The organism is Rheinheimera baltica, from assembly GCF_030731985.1.
Taxonomy (GTDB): Bacteria; Pseudomonadota; Gammaproteobacteria; order Enterobacterales; family Alteromonadaceae; genus Alishewanella; species Alishewanella baltica.
Genome location: NZ_JAPJDY010000010.1, coordinates 198,390 through 215,416 on the forward strand (window position 1 = coordinate 198,390; position 17,027 = coordinate 215,416).

At 47.2% G+C, this 17,027-nt stretch carries 15 protein-coding genes and 1 pseudogene; 10 read left to right on the top strand and 6 right to left on the bottom strand.

The window, feature by feature from the left end:
- Positions 1–106: 106 nt before the first annotated feature.
- Both ORJ00_RS16885 and srmB read right to left on the bottom strand, forming a co-directional pair.
- Positions 107–1,159, bottom strand: coding sequence for a S66 peptidase family protein (locus ORJ00_RS16885; protein WP_306136700.1), 1,053 nt, complete (start codon positions 1,157–1,159; stop codon positions 107–109).
- A 131-nt stretch (positions 1,160–1,290) separates the two neighbouring features.
- Positions 1,291–2,514 carry an ATP-dependent RNA helicase SrmB gene (gene srmB, locus ORJ00_RS16890; protein WP_027671956.1) on the bottom strand — a complete coding sequence of 408 codons (1,224 nt, stop codon included), beginning with the start codon at positions 2,512–2,514 and terminating at the stop codon, positions 1,291–1,293.
- Positions 2,515–2,587: 73 nt separating this feature from the next.
- Between srmB and ORJ00_RS16895 the strand changes: the two genes are divergently transcribed.
- The gene (locus tag ORJ00_RS16895) at positions 2,588–3,298 is read left to right on the top strand and encodes a tRNA1(Val) (adenine(37)-N6)-methyltransferase (RefSeq protein ID WP_306126986.1); all 711 of its coding nucleotides are present in this window, start codon (positions 2,588–2,590) and stop codon (positions 3,296–3,298) included.
- A gap of 10 nt (positions 3,299–3,308) precedes the next feature.
- Here ORJ00_RS16895 and fldB read toward each other — a convergent pair whose 3' ends face one another.
- Positions 3,309–3,827, bottom strand: a complete 519-nt coding sequence (gene fldB, locus ORJ00_RS16900; RefSeq protein WP_306136699.1) for a flavodoxin FldB — start codon at positions 3,825–3,827, stop codon at positions 3,309–3,311.
- A 129-nt stretch (positions 3,828–3,956) separates the two neighbouring features.
- Here fldB and xerD point away from each other — a divergent pair, with 129 nt between their 5' ends.
- From xerD to recJ, 3 genes are read left to right on the top strand one after another with little or no spacing between them, the layout of a single operon-like run.
- Complete coding sequence (xerD, locus tag ORJ00_RS16905; RefSeq protein ID WP_306126985.1) at positions 3,957–4,874, top strand: site-specific tyrosine recombinase XerD; 918 nt, start codon at positions 3,957–3,959, stop codon at positions 4,872–4,874.
- A 19-nt stretch (positions 4,875–4,893) separates the two neighbouring features.
- On the top strand, positions 4,894–5,610 hold the full coding sequence (gene dsbC, locus ORJ00_RS16910) for a bifunctional protein-disulfide isomerase/oxidoreductase DsbC (RefSeq protein WP_306126984.1): 717 nt from the start codon (positions 4,894–4,896) through the stop codon (positions 5,608–5,610).
- Positions 5,611–5,616: 6 nt separating this feature from the next.
- The gene (gene recJ / locus ORJ00_RS16915; protein WP_306140399.1) at positions 5,617–7,350 is read left to right on the top strand and encodes a single-stranded-DNA-specific exonuclease RecJ; all 1,734 of its coding nucleotides are present in this window, start codon (positions 5,617–5,619) and stop codon (positions 7,348–7,350) included.
- A 34-nt stretch (positions 7,351–7,384) separates the two neighbouring features.
- Here recJ and ORJ00_RS16920 read toward each other — a convergent pair whose 3' ends face one another.
- On the bottom strand, positions 7,385–8,803 hold the full coding sequence (locus ORJ00_RS16920; protein WP_306126982.1) for a sensor histidine kinase: 1,419 nt from the start codon (positions 8,801–8,803) through the stop codon (positions 7,385–7,387).
- A 77-nt stretch (positions 8,804–8,880) separates the two neighbouring features.
- Positions 8,881–9,753, bottom strand: a complete 873-nt coding sequence (locus ORJ00_RS16925; RefSeq protein WP_305975872.1) for a substrate-binding periplasmic protein — start codon at positions 9,751–9,753, stop codon at positions 8,881–8,883.
- 192 nt (positions 9,754–9,945) lie between these two features.
- Between ORJ00_RS16925 and prfB the strand changes: the two genes are divergently transcribed.
- A protein-coding gene (gene prfB / locus ORJ00_RS16930) for a peptide chain release factor 2 (protein ID WP_169338560.1) occupies positions 9,946–11,044 on the top strand; the annotation gives its coding sequence in 2 pieces (ribosomal slippage) (positions 9,946–10,020 and positions 10,022–11,044; 1,098 coding nt in all).
- Between the two features lie 43 nt (positions 11,045–11,087).
- Positions 11,088–12,608, top strand: a complete 1,521-nt coding sequence (lysS, locus tag ORJ00_RS16935) for a lysine--tRNA ligase (RefSeq protein WP_306140400.1) — start codon at positions 11,088–11,090, stop codon at positions 12,606–12,608.
- Positions 12,609–12,799: 191 nt separating this feature from the next.
- Here lysS and ORJ00_RS16945 read toward each other — a convergent pair.
- Positions 12,800–13,750 (bottom strand): annotated as a pseudogene (locus ORJ00_RS16945) (integron integrase).
- A 327-nt stretch (positions 13,751–14,077) separates the two neighbouring features.
- Between ORJ00_RS16945 and ORJ00_RS16950 the strand changes: the two are divergent.
- The 4 genes from ORJ00_RS16950 to ORJ00_RS16965 all read left to right on the top strand — a co-directional run bounded on the left by ORJ00_RS16950 (position 14,078) and on the right by ORJ00_RS16965 (position 16,543).
- Positions 14,078–14,455 carry a hypothetical protein gene (locus ORJ00_RS16950; protein ID WP_306140401.1) on the top strand — a complete coding sequence of 126 codons (378 nt, stop codon included), beginning with the start codon at positions 14,078–14,080 and terminating at the stop codon, positions 14,453–14,455.
- Positions 14,456–14,544: 89 nt separating this feature from the next.
- Positions 14,545–14,802: a hypothetical protein gene (locus ORJ00_RS16955; RefSeq protein WP_306140402.1), complete on the top strand. Its 258-nt coding sequence runs from the start codon at positions 14,545–14,547 to the stop codon at positions 14,800–14,802.
- A gap of 106 nt (positions 14,803–14,908) precedes the next feature.
- A complete protein-coding gene (locus ORJ00_RS16960; protein ID WP_306140403.1) occupies positions 14,909–15,271 on the top strand; it encodes a hypothetical protein in 363 nt (120 codons plus the stop codon).
- Between the two features lie 849 nt (positions 15,272–16,120).
- Entirely contained in the window at positions 16,121–16,543 is a 423-nt protein-coding gene (locus tag ORJ00_RS16965; RefSeq protein ID WP_306140404.1) for a hypothetical protein, read from the top strand.
- Positions 16,544–17,027 lie beyond the last annotated feature (484 nt).

The window sequence follows — 17,027 nt, forward strand, 5'->3', positions numbered from 1 at the left end:
ATCCTGCGGACCAGCACAGCTGTTCAAATTCGCTCCCGGCGAATTTGTCAGCATCCTGGCCTGCAACGGTCGGTTTAGAATAATCCGAATCCTCTACTGGTTAGCATTAACTCTGAAACACGCTTTCCAGCAACCGGAAAGTTCCGGCATCGGCATCCAGCTCTACGCGGCCACCTACCGGCACAATAAATTGCTGTTTAATATGACCAATCATAGCGCCCCGGTAAGCAGGAATATTTAGCGGCTTAATATGGTCGTCAAAAATTTGATCCATGGTAAGCCAGCCATAACCGCCGCCTGGACTACAATCGGTACATTCACCGAAGATAAAGCCCGCAATTTTATCCAATGCGCCCATCAGTTTTAATGTGCTTAACATGCGATCTACCCGATAGGGAGCTTCTTCAACATCTTCAATAAATAAAATTTTGCCGCTAAAATCGGGTAAATAGGGTGAGCCTGCCAGGGCGGTTAACACCGTTAAATTGCCGCCAATTAGCTCACCTTGCACCTTACCGCCGGTAATGGTTATGGTGCGGTTTTGTCTTGGCGCCAGTTCATCTTTGGCATCAATTACATTTTGGTACTGCATTAGTTCACGTTCGAAAAATACCCGCCGGAACTGGTCGGCATTAAAACTGTTCCAGCTACCGGTACCATTAGGCCCGTGAAACGTTACCAAGCCAGTTTGCGCATGAATCGCATTATGCAGCGCGGTAATGTCAGAATAACCGAGCAAAATTTTGGGATTGTTGCGGATCAGCTCGTAATCTAATAGCGGCAGTAAGCGCGCGGCGCCTGAGCCTCCGCGCAGACAAATAATGGCTTTGACATCTTTGTCGGCAAACATGGCATTAATATCGCCAGCGCGTTCTGCATCGGTACCTGCCAAATGGCCACGGCGGGCCGTTAAGTGCGGGGCCGTTTTCACGTTTAATCCCAGAGCGGCCATAACTTCTTCTGCAATTTGTACGTCAATTTTATGGTCAGTGGCTTTTGATGGGCTTACCAAAGCAACAGTGTCGCCCGGATTTAATGCTACTGGTAATAGCCGTGACGCAGTGCGTCCGGCAGGAGCTGCAATCACATTGGCGCAACTAACCAGCGGGACTAAGGTGGCTGCCAAAGCGCAGCTTTTTATAAATTGACGTTTATCCATAGCACTATCCATCGTTGATAAATAATTTATTCAACATATCAATAGCAGCTTTACTAATTAATTCCAACCGGTGTGGGTGAAAATGCGATAACCGCCCGATTTTTACCGGCGGCGGTTATCGTTGGACAAGGTTACTTTTTGGTTTTCTTTGCTGCTTTTTTAGCCGCAGCTTTGGTGGGCTTTTTCTTTTTCACCGGTACTTTAGCTTCTTTATTATTTGGCCGCAGACTATCGACAATACGGCGTTTTAGTTTTTGCTCGTGGTAGCGCTCAACCTTGGACAATATGGCCATGTCATGTGCTTCAACTAATGAGATAGCGGTGCCTTTTTTACCGGCCCGGCCGGTACGGCCAATGCGGTGTACGTAAACGTCGGCGGTACGCGGCATGTCAAAGTTAATTACATGGCTAATATCGTCGATGTCCAAACCACGAGCGGCAATATCAGTAGCGAGCAAAATATTTACCCGGCCAGAACTAAAACGCTCCACGGCTTGCATCCGTTTGTCTTGTGGCATTTCACCTTGCAGCCAGCCACAGCGTAAACCAGCGGTTTCCAGCTGACCGGTTAAGCTAGCCAGGCGCTCACGGGTTTTAATAAACACAATGGCTTTGGTTACATCAGGTTGTTTCAGTAAATGGATCAGCAATGCCAGCTTATGCTGCGCATCGTCGGCTAAATGCACCCATTGCAGTATTTTAGCTTTTTCTTTGCGAGAGGGGATGGCTTCCAATCGTTCCGGCTCTTTTAGCGCATTGCTGGCAAAGCGCTCAAGGTTATTGCCCTCAAGTGTGGCTGAAAATAAGAAGGTTTGGCGTCGACGCCGTGCTTCAAGCACAATGCGATTCATTTCACCAATAAAGCCCATATCCAACATGCGGTCGGCTTCATCGAGAATAAGCACTTCTACTTCATCGGCCTGAAAGCTTTCTTCATCTAAATATTCAGTTAACCGGCCCGGTGTTGCGACAAGGATATCGTTGTTTTTTTCTAAGGTATCTTTGTGGCTGCCATAGTTAATACCGCCGGTTATCACACCGACATTTAAGCTGGTGTACTGGGTAAAATGTTTAAATTCGTCATACACCTGATAGGCCAGTTCTCGGGTAGGGGTCATTACCAGCACCCTGGCAAACCCGGGATCTTTGCGGCCAAAATCGAGCAAATATTGAATAGCAGGCAAGACAAACGCCAGGGTTTTACCGGTGCCGGTAGGTGCACTGGCTAAAATATCTTTACCGTCCAGCGCTAATGGGATCGCCATTTCCTGGATCAGCGTTGGCTGGTCAAAACCACGGTCACTAATGGCTCGGGTAATGTCGTCGTCCAGTTGAAAATCTGCGAATGTTGTCATCTTGTCCTCAGCATTATTGCCTGCCCGGTGACAGTGCGCCTTCTTCGCCGTAAACTGGCGGTCGGAGGTGCTGATGTCAGCCGGTTTTCAATGTAAAAAATTCTATATAGCCCATGATCAGTGTGCGATGAAAGTCGGCACTGACGGTTTATTACTTGGTGCCTGGGCGCCATTACCAGCACCAGGGTACGATATACTTGATATCGGTGCCGGTTCTGGCTTGATAAGTCTGATGTTAGCGCAGCGTACCGCGGGCGCCAATCCTATTGATGCAATAGAGTTGGACGACGTCGCAGCCCAACAAGCGGCAGACAACGTGGCAAATAGCCCCTGGCCAGCGGCAGTGCGGCTAATAAAGGGCGACATTCTAACCTATCAGAGCAATAAACGTTACCGCTTAATTGTGTCTAACCCGCCGTTTTTTCATCAGTCACTACCATCAGCAGATACCAAGCGAAAACTAGCGCGCCATACTGATAGCTTGCCTTATTCAGCATTGCTAGACAAAGCCGCTATGCTACTGGAAACCGAAGGCTGTTTCGTCGTTATTTTGCCTGCAGACTACAGCGCATTTTTTGTAGCATTATCACAGCAACAAGGCTGGTCTGTCTCACAGCGTTGCGAGGTGTATTCTAAAGCGGGTAAGGTGGCAATTCGCACATTACTGGTATTGGTTAGGGCTGCGGTGGCAACACAAAACACAACGTTAACTATACATGCAGACAATGGGCAGTACAGTGCAGAGTACATTGCGCTATTAAAGGCGTTTTATCTGAAGTTTTAACCATCGGGTATTATAGCTTTGCAGCAATTTCCTGCAGGATTTGGCTTACCCAGTCATTTAACCGCGCGTCGGTTAAGTCATACTGGTTTTCATCGTCCAGGGCCAGGCCGTAAAACAATTCTCCATCCTCGGTTAAGGCTTTAGAGGCAATAAAGTCATAACCTGCGGCTGGCCAATAACCAATACGCACAGCAGGCTGTGGCGCAATAGCGTCGTGCAGCATACCAACGGCATCAATAAACCATTCGGCATAACCCAGTTGATCACCCATACCGTAAATGGCGATAATTTTTCCGCTGAGGTCAACACCGCTAATGTCATCCCAATGTGCTTCCCAGTCTTCTTGAATTTCACCAAAGTCCCAGGTTGATAAGCCCAGGATCAAAATGTCGTACTGGGCCATCTGGCTTAGGGGAACCTGCTTAATATTATTTAGCTCTACGGTATCAGCACCAATTAATGCCTGAATTTTTTCCGCAACCATTTCGGTATAACAGGTGGTTGAACCATAAAACAAACCAATTTTCATGCTGGTCTCGCAACAACGTGGGGCAACAAAGATGCGCTAGTGTAGCAGAATCGACTTGTTTACTAAATGCTGGCTTTGCCGCGTAAGCCGCGTGCGGTAATATAGCCTGAATTTATCAGGTAGGCCGCCATGACAGAAAACGCAGCGCAGCCACAGGCTGAAGATGTTGCTCTTATCAGCCAGTTTCTCGATCAGCTTTGGTTGGACAAAGGTGTAAGCGAGCATACACTTAGCGCCTATGGTACAGACTTAAAAAAGTTTGCCGGTTTTATTGCCTCAAAGCAGTACAATTTATTAAATGTAGACAGCGTGTTGGTTAACAGCTACCTGGCGCTGCGCGTAGACCAGCAATTTAGCCCCCGCAGCACATCCCGGGCGTTAAGTAGTTTACGCCAGTTTTATGCTTACGCGCATCAAAGCGGTAAAGTAGTAGCGAACCCGTTAAATCAACTACTTAACCCAAAGGTGGGGCGCAGTTTACCCAAAACCTTGTCCGAGCAGGATGTTGAGGCGCTGCTAATGGCCCCCGACATTACTGACCCCATACAGTTTCGTGATAAAGCTATGCTCGAACTGTTGTATGCCAGTGGTTTAAGGGTATCTGAATTAGTTGGCTTGTCGATGCAACAGATTAACCTGCAGCACGGTCTGGTAAGAGTAGTAGGTAAAGGTAGCAAAGAGCGTTTAGTGCCAATGGGCGAAGAAGCTGCGCATTGGTTAACGCGCTATTTACGTGAAGGGCGAGGCGATTTATTAGCGGGTCAATTACTGGATGTAGTGTTCCCCAGTAGTCGGGCGCAACAAATGACACGGCAAACGTTCTGGCACCGAATTAAATTTTATGCCAAAGTAGCGCACATTCAGGCAGAGCTGTCACCGCATACATTGCGCCATGCTTTTGCCACACATTTACTGAACCATGGCGCAGATTTGCGTGTCGTACAAATGCTACTGGGTCACAGCGATTTATCGACAACACAAATTTATACCCATGTCGCGCAGGCAAGATTACAAAGCCTGCATCAGCAACATCACCCGCGCCCATGAGCGTTGAACAGGAAACAGTATGAAGAAGTTTGTAATAGCCTTATGTAGTCTTGGATTAATCGCCTCAGCGCAGGCGCAGCAAAAACCAGACGGGGCACAGTATGAAAAAGTGCATCAGCTATTTAGCCAGCTGAACCTGTCTGTGAATGCCGTAGCCGACGCCCCTATTGATGGCATAGTGCAAGTATTTACCAACAGAGGGTTATTTTTTGCCTCGCAAGATGGCCAGTATTTTATTGAAGGCAAAATACTGGATATGAGTAAGCGTGAGTTGTTGAATGACTCACAAATGCGGCCTTATATTCAGCAACAGTTAGCGGATAGCAAAAATGACGTTATCGAATATAAAGCGAAAGACGAGAAATATGTCGTCAACGTATTTACCGATCCGTCTTGTGGCTATTGCCGCAAACTGCACAATGACATGCAGGGCTACAACGACAACGGTATCACCGTGCGCTATTTGGCATTTCCGCGTGGTGGCTTAGGTTCAGATACCTATCTGCAAATGCAAAATATTTGGTGTACCAAAGACAGCCGTGGTGCGCTGGATGCTGCTAAAGAGGGTAAAAAAGTGGCTGCAGCAATGTGTGAAAACCCGGTAAAAAGCCAGTATGAGATGGGGCAATCGTTTGGTATCAGCGGTACACCTGCAATTATATTGCCTAATGGCCGTTTAATTCCTGGCTACCAGCCGCCTAAACAATTGTTGTCGCAATTAGAATCAGGTTCTTAATGCGTTATGTCTGAAATCAGTCGTACCATTCAACGCCGGGCTTTGCCCGGCGTTTTTACTGCATTATCAGCACTTCATCCTGTATTGCAGCAACTTTACGCCAGTCGCGGCATCAGTTCGCTTGAGCAGCTCGATAGAGGCGCAGCCGCTTTGCTGCCTTTTACTGAGTTAAAAGGCATTGATACTGCGGTAGCGCTGCTTATTATGGCGTTAAAGCAGCAGCAACGCATTGTTATTGTGGGCGACTTTGATGCCGACGGTGCCACCAGTACGGCAGTATTGCTAAGCGGATTAACCGCGTTGGGCTTTAAATACATTGAATATCTGGTACCCAATCGGTTTGAATATGGCTATGGCTTAACGCCTGAAATGGCCGAGCTCGCCGTGGCACAAGGCGCTGAACTGATTATTACTGTCGATAACGGTATTTCTGCTATTGACGGTGTTGCCCTTGCCAAAAGCGCCGGGGTAAAAGTGTTGGTTACTGACCACCACTTAGCGGGGCACGAATTGCCAGACGCTGATGCGATAGTAAACCCTAACCAACCGGGCTGTAGCTTTCCCAGTAAGGCACTGGCAGGGGTTGGTGTAGCCTTTTACGTGTTATTAGCCCTGCGAGCGGCGTTACGTCAGCAACAGTATTTCTCTGAACAACAGATATCAGAGCCGAATTTAGCCGAGCTACTAGATCTGGTGGCGCTGGGCACAGTGGCCGATGTGGTGCCGCTGGACACTAACAATCGCATTTTAGTGCATCAGGGCCTAATGCGTATTCGCAGTGGCAAGTGTCGGCCAGGTATTCAGGCGCTAATGGATGTGGCTAATCGCAGCGCGGCAAAATTGACCGCCAGCGATTTTGGTTTTGCTTTAGCGCCACGCTTAAATGCAGCAGGCCGGTTGGACGATATGTCGTTGGGCATAAGCTGCCTGTTAGCAAAAGATTTAGGCTTAGCGCGCCAGTATGCGGCTGAGCTAGACAGCTTAAATGTAGAGCGCCGTGCCATAGAACAAAGTATGCAAGTTGAAGCGCAAGCGTTTTTAAGCCAGTTGTCGTTTGACGGTGCTGAATTGCCTGAGTGTCTCTGCCTGTACCGGCATGACTGGCATCAGGGCGTTATTGGTATTTTAGCCGGGCGTATTAAAGAGCAATTTCACCGGCCAACTATTGTATTTGCTCAAGGCGACGAGGGTGAACTAAAAGGCTCTGCCCGGTCTATTAGTGGCTTACATATTCGTGATCTACTGGAAGAAATTTCTACTCAGTACCCAGGATTAATTAAAAAATTTGGTGGCCATGCCATGGCGGCAGGATTAACCATAAGCGCAGAGCGGCTGGATACCTTTAAGGTAGCGCTGAGTTTAACGGCGAAAAAACATCTTACAGCGGAGCAGCTAACGGCGGTGATCTACACCGACGGTGAATTGCCTGCAGCTTGTTTTGATATTGGTTTTGCCCAGCTCCTGCAAAATGCCGGGCCTTGGGGGCAAGCGTTTCCCGAACCGGTATTTGATGGTGAATTTACATTAATAAGCCAAAAAATGCTGGCTGACCGGCATTTGAAAATGATGCTGCAAACGTCAGACGGTAAGCTGGTTGATGCCATTTGGTTTAATGCCGACAACAAAGCCTGGCCTAATGTAAACATACAAAAAGTGCAGTTGGCGTATCAACTGGATATTAACGAGTATCGCGATAAACAAAGCCTGCAGCTGATCGTGCGTTATATGTCTGCGAGTTGACATTCGAGCCAGCCAGCCCTAAAGGTCATAGTGTTCAGTCTGCGTTAGGCAGGCTGAACCAAAAGATACTGCCGCCATTGTCAGAAACGCGGTAACCGACGTTACCACCCAGGCGTTCAATAATCCGTTTAACAATAGACAAACCCAACCCATGGCCGTCAGCACTTTTTGGCGAGAAACGCTGGAAAGGGCTGAATAAAGCGGCTTGTTGTTCGGTATTTAGCGGTTGTCCATTATCCTCCACCAGGAACATAACCTTGCCGTTGTCTAGCGTTTGGGAACTGATAATAATGTGTGGTGGCCGGCCACCATATTTGATTGCATTTGACAGGTAATTAATCCAGACCTCTTCTATCCACATCGGATAACCGACGACTTTAGGCCAGTCGTTACTGCTGTTAATACTCACGTTATATTGTTGAATAACACCGGCTAACCGCTCTTTGGCATTGGAAATAATCTCCATCATATCAAGTGGCTGTAGCGGTATCTGTGTTTTTTCACGTGTACTGGCCAGCAGTAGTAAGGCGTTGATAATATCGTTCATTTTATTTGCGCTTTTATCAATACTGGTTAGCGCAGCGTGCTTTTGTTCTGATGACAACTCCAGGTATGTCGCATTAAGTAAACGGCTCATGCCCAACACGCTGGTTAATGGGTGTTTAAGGTCGTGGGCTACGGTATGTGCATAAGCATCAAGCTCTTCATTTTGGCTGGCAAGTTCAGAAGACTGTTGTTTTAACGTATTATTTTTGAGCTGTAAGTCAGCGGTTCGCAGCGTAACCTGTTGTTCCAATTGCATGGCATTGTTGTTAAGTTGTTGTTCTACCTCGTTGCGTCTTGCCAGTTCATGTTTAATGCGTTGCTGCAGGCGATTAATGGCATCGACAACCTGGTCCAGTTCATCGTGGCGAGTTTGGCGTTTAAGTTTTAGCGGTTGTGCTAATCGATTAAGGTCAAGCTTGCTGGCGAACTCTGCCATGGCATGCAGATGTCGGCTGACGGCAAAGCGGAAAATCAGTAGCATCAAAATGGCGCAAAACAGTAACGCACTTACTGTAACCAAAGCAATATTGCGACTTTGGCGCCACAGACGCTGTTCAATATCGTCTGCAATTAACCCTATGTGTAACTGTCCAACTGAATATTGTTCGTTATCAATCCGATACTGCAGCATATATTTTTTGCTGGCAAAAAATTTGTCAAACGTTGAATGTTGGCGGCTAAACTGTTGGTTCAACTCATCGGTAAGGCGGACACTGCCCACGTCTTCTAGCTGAGCAATGCCATCTAGTAAGGTATTAATACGCGCGGTATCTGCTTCCCATAAACCTGCCTCCAGGCTTGGTATGTAACTATGCTCTATATTAGCAAACTGGCGTTCGGCCTCGGTTAATTCATGGCGATAAAGGCTGTAGCTTAGGGCTGCGGTTAATAATATTGACCACAACAAAGCGGATACCATAATAATCACGACAACCCGAGTGGCTAAATTGCGATGAGGGGATTGAGAACTCGAGCGGAAAAGCATCAGTAGCCAACCTCCGGGTTAAACCACAAACGGCTATCTTGAAGCGGTGTTGCCTCCGGTAACAAAGGATTCTCAAGTCGGATGATATGTCGATTACTAAGCTTGGCAGCGCTTATCGCAGTGGCAAAATGCTGCATAAATAATTGCTGCATACTGCCGTCCGCAATCGCCCGCTGTAAACCTTGTTCTATGGCTTGTGCCAACGCAGGCTTATCCGGTCGGACAAAATAGTACAATGGTGCCGGATAATATAAAGCCAGGCTATCAGCTATCGCCAGTTGCTCTGTGGTATGGTTATTCAGTTCTGCGTAAACCTCAGACAACGCCCGCGGAAAGTAATCAACCCGACCCAGCTGTAGCATGACAAACATACCGTTATAAAAAGTGCTGGGTATCACATTAAATTGATTATGCTGCAATATAGTTAAATCTGGCCAGTCGTGCCCTTGCACTGCGCGTAACTTGCGCAGTGACTCTGCGCTGTTGATCTCCGCAAAACGCGCAGTATCTTGCTGCCTAATTAATAACAGCCGCCAGCCTAATAGCCCTCGGTCAATAGGAATGCGCACAGGTAGCTGCTTTTGTTCACGCTCAATTGACGTCATGGTCCATACCACATCCACACCTTGACCAATTTCAAGTTGACGTAAGTTGCGCCATTGAACTTGGTCACGGTTACTTGGAAGAAGCAGGTAATCGCTATCTGATTTTTCCAGAGCTAACTGCAATAGTGCGATAGGGTAATGACCACGTGGATCGCTTTTGTTAGAGGCCGGCCAATTATATACCACGGGTTCAGCTATGCTTGGCAAAGCAAAAAGCATTAGTAAATAAAACATAGGGTTGTGCGCGGTAAGAAACAAATTAGGCATACAAATCGCCGAGCTCACATTTGGTATCAATCATAGCGGTTGAATACTTAGGCAGGCAAGTTAACCGGACAAAAAATCGCCCATTGCCAAGAGTAGTTAAAAATCCACTACAGATGGCTGCACGTCCTGCGATAAATTTGCTACAATCGCCGCCTATTTTTCGTCTTATATTTCAAGGTTACAGACAACAGCATGTTTGAAGTCAATCCGGTGTACAACAGCATTAAAGATTTAACTGAACGCACTAACGTGCTTCGGGGGTATCTTTGACTATGATGGCAAAAAAGAACGCTTAGAAGAAGTTTCGCGCGAACTGGAAGATTCCGCTATTTGGAATACGCCAGACAAAGCGCAGGCTTTAGGTAAAGAACGTTCTGCACTGGAGCAAATTGTTGGCACTATCGACAAGCTGGACCGCGGTCTGGAAGACGTTGATGGCTTGCTGGAGCTGGCGGTTGAAGCTGAAGATGAAGACACCTTTGAAGAAGCCAAAGCGGAACTGGCCGACTTAGACAAACAGCTAAGCCTGTTAGAGTTTCGCCGCATGTTCTCCGGCAAAAATGACGAAAACCATTGCTACCTGGATATTCAGTCTGGCTCCGGCGGTACTGAAGCACAGGACTGGGCCAGCATTTTAATGCGCATGTACCTGCGTTGGGGTGAAGATAAAGGCTTCAAGCCAGAACTTTACGAAGTTACCGACGGCGACGTTGCCGGTATTAAAGGCTGTACCATTAAATTTAGCGGCGAATATGCTTATGGCTGGCTGCGCACTGAAACCGGCGTACACCGCTTAGTGCGTAAAAGCCCGTTTGATAGCGGCAACCGCCGCCATACCTCGTTTGCCTCGGTGTTTGTCTCGCCAGAAATTGACGACGATATTGAAATTGATATCAACCCGGCCGATTTACGTATCGACACTTACCGCGCCTCGGGTGCTGGTGGTCAGCACGTAAACCGTACCGATTCTGCCGTGCGTATTACTCACTTACCGACCAATATCGTCGTGCAGTGTCAGAACGACCGCTCGCAGCATAAAAACCGTGACAACGCCTACAAGCAATTGCGCGCCAAGCTGTATGAGTTTGAGCTGCAAAAGCAAAATGCCGAGAAACAAGCGCTGGAAGATACCAAGTCGGATATCGGCTGGGGCAGCCAAATTCGCTCTTATGTATTGGACGACTCGCGCATTAAAGATTTACGAACCGGTATCGAAACCCGCAACACCCAGGCGGTGTTAGACGGTGATTTGGATAAATTTATTGAAGCCAGCTTAAAAGCCGGGCTGTAATTGTTACTTAACTAAAACTTCGACCTCAATCAGGAAACGCACTATGTCTGACCAACAGCAACCACAAGAAGAAATTCAGGACGTAAACAAACTGATTGCGGAACGAAAACATAAGCTGGCGGCACTGCGTGAAGATGGCTTTATGTTTCCGAATGACTTTCGCCGTGACAGCATATCTTCAGATGTTATTGCTAAGTACGATCACTTAACTAAAGAAGAACTGGAAGCGCAAAAAATCACCGTAAGCCTGGGCGGCCGTATTATGACGCGCCGTATTATGGGCAAGGCCAGCTTTACCACTATTTCCGATATGGGCGGTAAAATTCAGCTGTATGTCGCGCGTGACAGCCTGGCTGAAGGCGTATACAACGACCAGTTTAAAAAGTGGGATTTAGGCGACATTATCGGCGCCACCGGCCATTTATTTAAAACGCAAACTGGCGAGTTAACGGTATGGTTAAGCGATATTCGCTTATTAACCAAAGCACTGCGCCCACTGCCAGATAAATTCCATGGCTTAACCGATAACGAAGCGCGTTACCGCCAGCGTTATCTGGACCTTATTTCTAACGAGCAATCGCGCCATACCTTTTTAGTGCGTAGCAAAACCGTGGCCTATATTCGCCGTTTCTTTAACGACGAAGGCTTCTTAGAAGTTGAAACGCCGATGCTGCAAGCCATTCCGGGAGGTGCTTCAGCACGGCCGTTTGAAACCCACCACAACGCACTGGATATGCAGATGTTTTTGCGTATCGCGCCAGAGCTGTATTTAAAGCGTTTGGTGGTTGGCGGCTTTGAAAAAGTGTTCGAGCTTAACCGTAACTTCCGTAACGAAGGCGTGTCTACCCGCCACAACCCGGAATTTACCATGCTGGAGTTTTACTGGGCCTATGCCGATTACAACGACCTGATGGACTTAACTGAAAAGTTATTCCGTGGTTTAGCCGAGCATGTACTGGGTAGCACCGAAGTGCCGTACCAGGGTGAAGTGTTCGACTTTGGCAAGCCTTTTGCGCGCATGTCGGTAACCGAGTCTATTTTGCACTACAACCCAACGGTAACTAAAGAACAACTGGCCACGCGTGAAGCAGTAGCAGAGCTGGCCAAATCACTGGGTATTCAGGTTAAAGATAACTATGGCCATGGCCGTATTTTAATGGAAGTGTTTGACGAGCTGGTAGAAACCAAGCTGCGCCACCCAACCTTTATTACCGAATACCCGGCAGAAGTATCGCCATTGGCACGCCGTAACGACCATAACCCGGAAATTACCGACCGCTTTGAATTCTTTATCGGCGGCCGCGAGCTGGGCAACGGCTTTAGCGAGTTAAACGATGCCGAAGATCAGGCCGAGCGTTTCCGTGAGCAGGTAGCACAAAAAGACGCCGGCGACGACGAAGCCATGTTCTACGACGACGACTTCGTTACCGCGTTAGAGCACGGCTTACCGCCAACCGCAGGGCAGGGTATCGGTATCGACCGTTTGGTTATGCTACTGGCCGACGCCGCCTCAATTCGCGACGTAATCCTGTTCCCGCATATGCGTGTACAGCACGATAAGTAAGTTCTTACTTACCTAAAAAGCCAGACTGTGTGTCTGGCTTTTTTGTTTCAGGCTATGGCTGCCAGCGTCTTCTGCATTGGCTTGCCAACACGGCAACGTTATAGCTAACAAAGGCCGGTATCCTGACCATTTTTATTAATGCGGCCAATATTACTTTCTATCAAAAATCATTTGGCGCTGCTGCGCCCTTTTTAGAGTAACTGCGATAGTGGGCTTTTTACGCCTGCCGCACCGCGGTTTAGTACATGGGTATATATTTGTGTAGTACGCACGTCAGTATGGCCTAATTGCTCTTGCACGGTACGGATATCGGCGCCGGCTTCCAGCAAGTGAGTAGCACAAATTCATCTGGAATGAATTTGAACATCCGCAGGATGGCCCGACGGGGAAAATGTATGGACACATTTTATAAAAGAATGGCGCAGCGTATGGCAGGTCACGTTTTTAGTGATACCCGCTTTTTTTGCAGCAATTTTAATTTCGCGCCTAACACAGCTCTCATCCAGATGGTGGCGGCGCAGAAGCTTACTCTCTGGATCGACACTTAGCTGCATGGACGGAAATAAATATTGCCACCCCAGCTCTTTAGGTGCTGTGGGATATTTACGTGCTAACGCATAAGGTAACCAGACACCGGCATAATCAGGGTTAGCCAAATCGGCCTCAAAATATTGCATTACAAACTGGCTCTGTTGCTTAAGTGTTGTAACTAATTCTGGTGCCAGCGTGGTACGTCGGTTTTTATTGCCTTTACCTTGCCATACCATAACAGACAAATAGTCATAATCTATTGCATGCACCCGCAACCTAACGGCTTCCATCAGCCGTAAACCACTACCATACATCAGCTGAGCCAGCAGTTTATAGCGCGGATCAATAACCCTTAACAGCGCCGTTATCTCGGTGCGGGTTAATACCACTGGCAGCTTAGGCGCAAGCTGCGAGCGATTAAAATTAAGGTTTAACGACAGCGGTTTTTGCAGTACCGCTTTATACAAAAAGCTCAGGGCATTCAATGCCGACGCCTGCGTGCGCGGCGCCACATTACGCTGATTAGTTAAATAAGTTAAAAAGCGCTCGACATCCTGCTCAGTTAACTTTGCCGGATGCTGTTTTTTGTGAAACAAGATATACGCCTTTATTCAGTACACATAAGCATCAACCGTTCGTTTGGCATAACGGCGGGCATACATAAACTCAGCGATATATTGCAAAAATGGCGATGCCATAACTTTCACCCACAAATAAAGAAAGCTGTATTAATATACAGTAGCGGGTGAATTTATTGTTAGCAAGTAGATCGCAAGGTTTCACCCCGCTTTCTACAAGTAGAGATAATCACAACGTTAAAAATCTGTTGATTTAAAGGAGCTTATTAGATATTTTGCTGTCATTTATTAAAGATAGAAGGCAATATCCCGCGTTTTATAGAAGGGGCTTTGCAAACTATTAAGCTGTTAGGAGTACGAGTGAATCTAGAGCAGCTTCTTGAGAAGGCGAGCGAGTACGAATTAGATTACGGAGTGGTCGTAGATTTCGCTAGTTCACAGAAATTGTCGCTTGTTGATTTTGTAAACTCTTTTGCTCTAGCTCTAGCAAAGGGCTACCAAGATAAACGCTACGACTTTGAATTTAGTGACGGAGCCGCGAATTGGTTGTTTGGCTTCATGACTGATGAGGTGTTTCTGAACTCAAACAACAATACATTGCCGTCGCCCGCATATGATGTCTATCTAGCTTTCGACGAAGGCGAGTACCATCACAAAGGCGACGCTGAAGACGTAGTAGCTGAAGAAAAATATACAAAACCGAGAATCAATGAAATATTGTCAGGTGGAAACTCCTAACAATGCAAGTCACGGCGACGGTTACTGCATTGCGGCTTCGCCTCCATTCCGCAACCGCGCGTGCTTCGCGGCGTTATGTGTAATTAACGATGCAGAGATTAACAAAAGAAGAAGTATTCGCATTAGTAGACTCTCTAGATTTTGAGGTCATTGAGTTTGAAAGAGTGCGTCCACACAATAAAAGTGAAATACGCAGGAAAGATTCTATGCAACGTGCCGCTTTCAAACAGATGGTGGCTGATGCATTTGAAGACTCTCATCAACCAGGTGGTGATATTGAGTTACGTATTCCTTCTTCAAACAAAATTTTAGTAGGGCATCACGATGGCATCTATTGGTTGGCTTGAAACACATAACAAGGCGCATCACTCGTGGCCTGCGGCCACTGGGACGTCAAACGCTGTCGCGTTTTTCCGCCCGTGTGCTTTGCGTTAGTGATCACAAGGAATTATCATGGATCATACTGTAATCGTCTCTTCAGCTTCTGACATATCTGAACGGTGTGTGGCATGTGGGTCGATTATGACCTTTTCAGGTTTTCTCGCTATCATTTTCTCGTTCTCGCTGCTTTTTATCGCTGCGGCGATGCTTTATAAAGCAAAAAAAACGCCGGGGTCATTAATGATCTTGATTTCACTGACACTATTAGCGGTAATCAATTTGTTTACTTTGTTTTTCCTTGTTCCAAATTATGGAAGCGTATATTCGTCGCAATTCGTTTTTATAATGCGCATGACGGAAAATATTTCGTTCGTTTTGGTTTGCTTGGGCGTATTCCGGGCGTTTCGTTTTTTCGTGCGTAATGAGCATCACTAACAAGGCGCTGTTGTCGCCACTGTCGTGGCTGGGACGGCTTACGCTGCGCTCCAGCCGCCCCAAAGCTTTGCGTTAGCAGGTGTTCGGGGTTTTAAGGGTTTTAGTCAGTAGTTTTGTTCCGGCCTTGCTCGCGTTTCGTTTTCTTAGCTGCAGCGCCAAAAGTTTAAGTTCGCCAGTTTGCGGGTTTGCTTTAAACGGTAATGGCGGTAGCGTTGTTCTTCGTGGCTTCGCTTAAACAGTTTTTACAGGTTCTGGTTGGCTCGCCGTATCGCAGCTGGCCGGTGTAGTCTTAAATTTGCACAGTGGTGCACTTGTTCAGCTTCGCCAGTGCGGCAGTGCCGCGTGGGTTTTATTCAAGCTGCTAACAAGCCGCATCACTCGCGGCCTGCGGCCGCTGGGATGCCAACCGCTACGCGGTCGTCACCCGTGTGCTTTGCGTTAGCAGGTGTTCGGGGTTTTAACGGTTTCAGTCAGTAGTTTTATTCCGGCATTGCTCGCGTTTGGTATTTTTAGCGGCAGCGCCAAAAGTTAAAGGTCGCCAGTTTGCGGGTTTGTTGCAAACGGTGGTGGCGGTAGCGTTGTTCTTCTTGGCTTCGCTCAGTAGTTTTACAGGTTCCGGTTGGCTCGCCGTATCGCAGCTGGCCGGTGTAGTTTTAAATTTGCACAGTGGTGCACTTGTTCAGCTTCGCCAGTGCGGCAGTGCCGCGCGGGTTTTAATTCAAGCTGCTAACAAGGCGCATCACTCGCGGCCTGCGGCCGCTGGGATGCCAACCGCTACGCGGTCGTCACCCGTGTGCTTTGCGTTAGGCATTTATGTTCAGTGCAATGAATAAGCATAAGTATCTCGATATGATTGAGATACAAGAAACCTATAAAGATTGCCTCAGGATTGTAATCGCTGAGGCAGGTGTGTCTGATGTCGTCCCGGAAATATCATCAGTAGAAGAGCCAGTTGAGGCACTAAGAGAGATATTGAGGGAAAGCAAACCCATAGCAGTAACCGACAACAGCGCCCGCTATGAAATAGTCTTCGATGACTACATAGCATATGCAGTAACGAATGAAAGTTATGCTGGAGGCATTGAAGAAAAGTTCGAGGGTAGGCTTGCACGGGTTTATTCGAAGTCAGCATTTTTAAACTATATTGGCCAAGGTACGTTCGCTACAGAAGATTATCCTGGTCCGTTTGTACACTATGGCTTTTGTTGCTTAAACCAAATAATAGATGTTGTTTCTGAAAAGCCACCTATTGTGAAATTAATCAATGCCTAACAAACCGCTCAAATACGTTCCGGCCACAAAAAACGTGGCCTCCACCGGACTCGCTAAAGCTCGCCGTTTAGCGAGGCCTTATAGCGCTTTGGCCTTACAAATTATTGGTTAGTATTGGCAGTAAATTTTAGGCTCAAAAGTTTGTGGTTGGCTAGTGCATTTTTCGGTATTCGCTCATTCAATTTTCAGTCAAACAACCCATTAAACTTCCAACAGTTTTATCAGCATTAGTTCAACCTAACATGCAATTTTCGTTGCAGTTTTAATCAAGGTTGTTTTACAGTGTGGGTAATAATTTTAATCATGTTGTTGTGCAAACAGGGCAGGCGGCAAGCCGCGATAGTTCATTAGGTTGACGCAATAACAAGCAAAGGCATCGGACGCAAAAAGCCGCGCCGTTGCTTTGAGCGTTGGTATGACTCCCCACGTCAAGCAGATTGAGTAAAATCCTGCTCATTTAAGAACCGTTGTTTTGCTGGTAAAG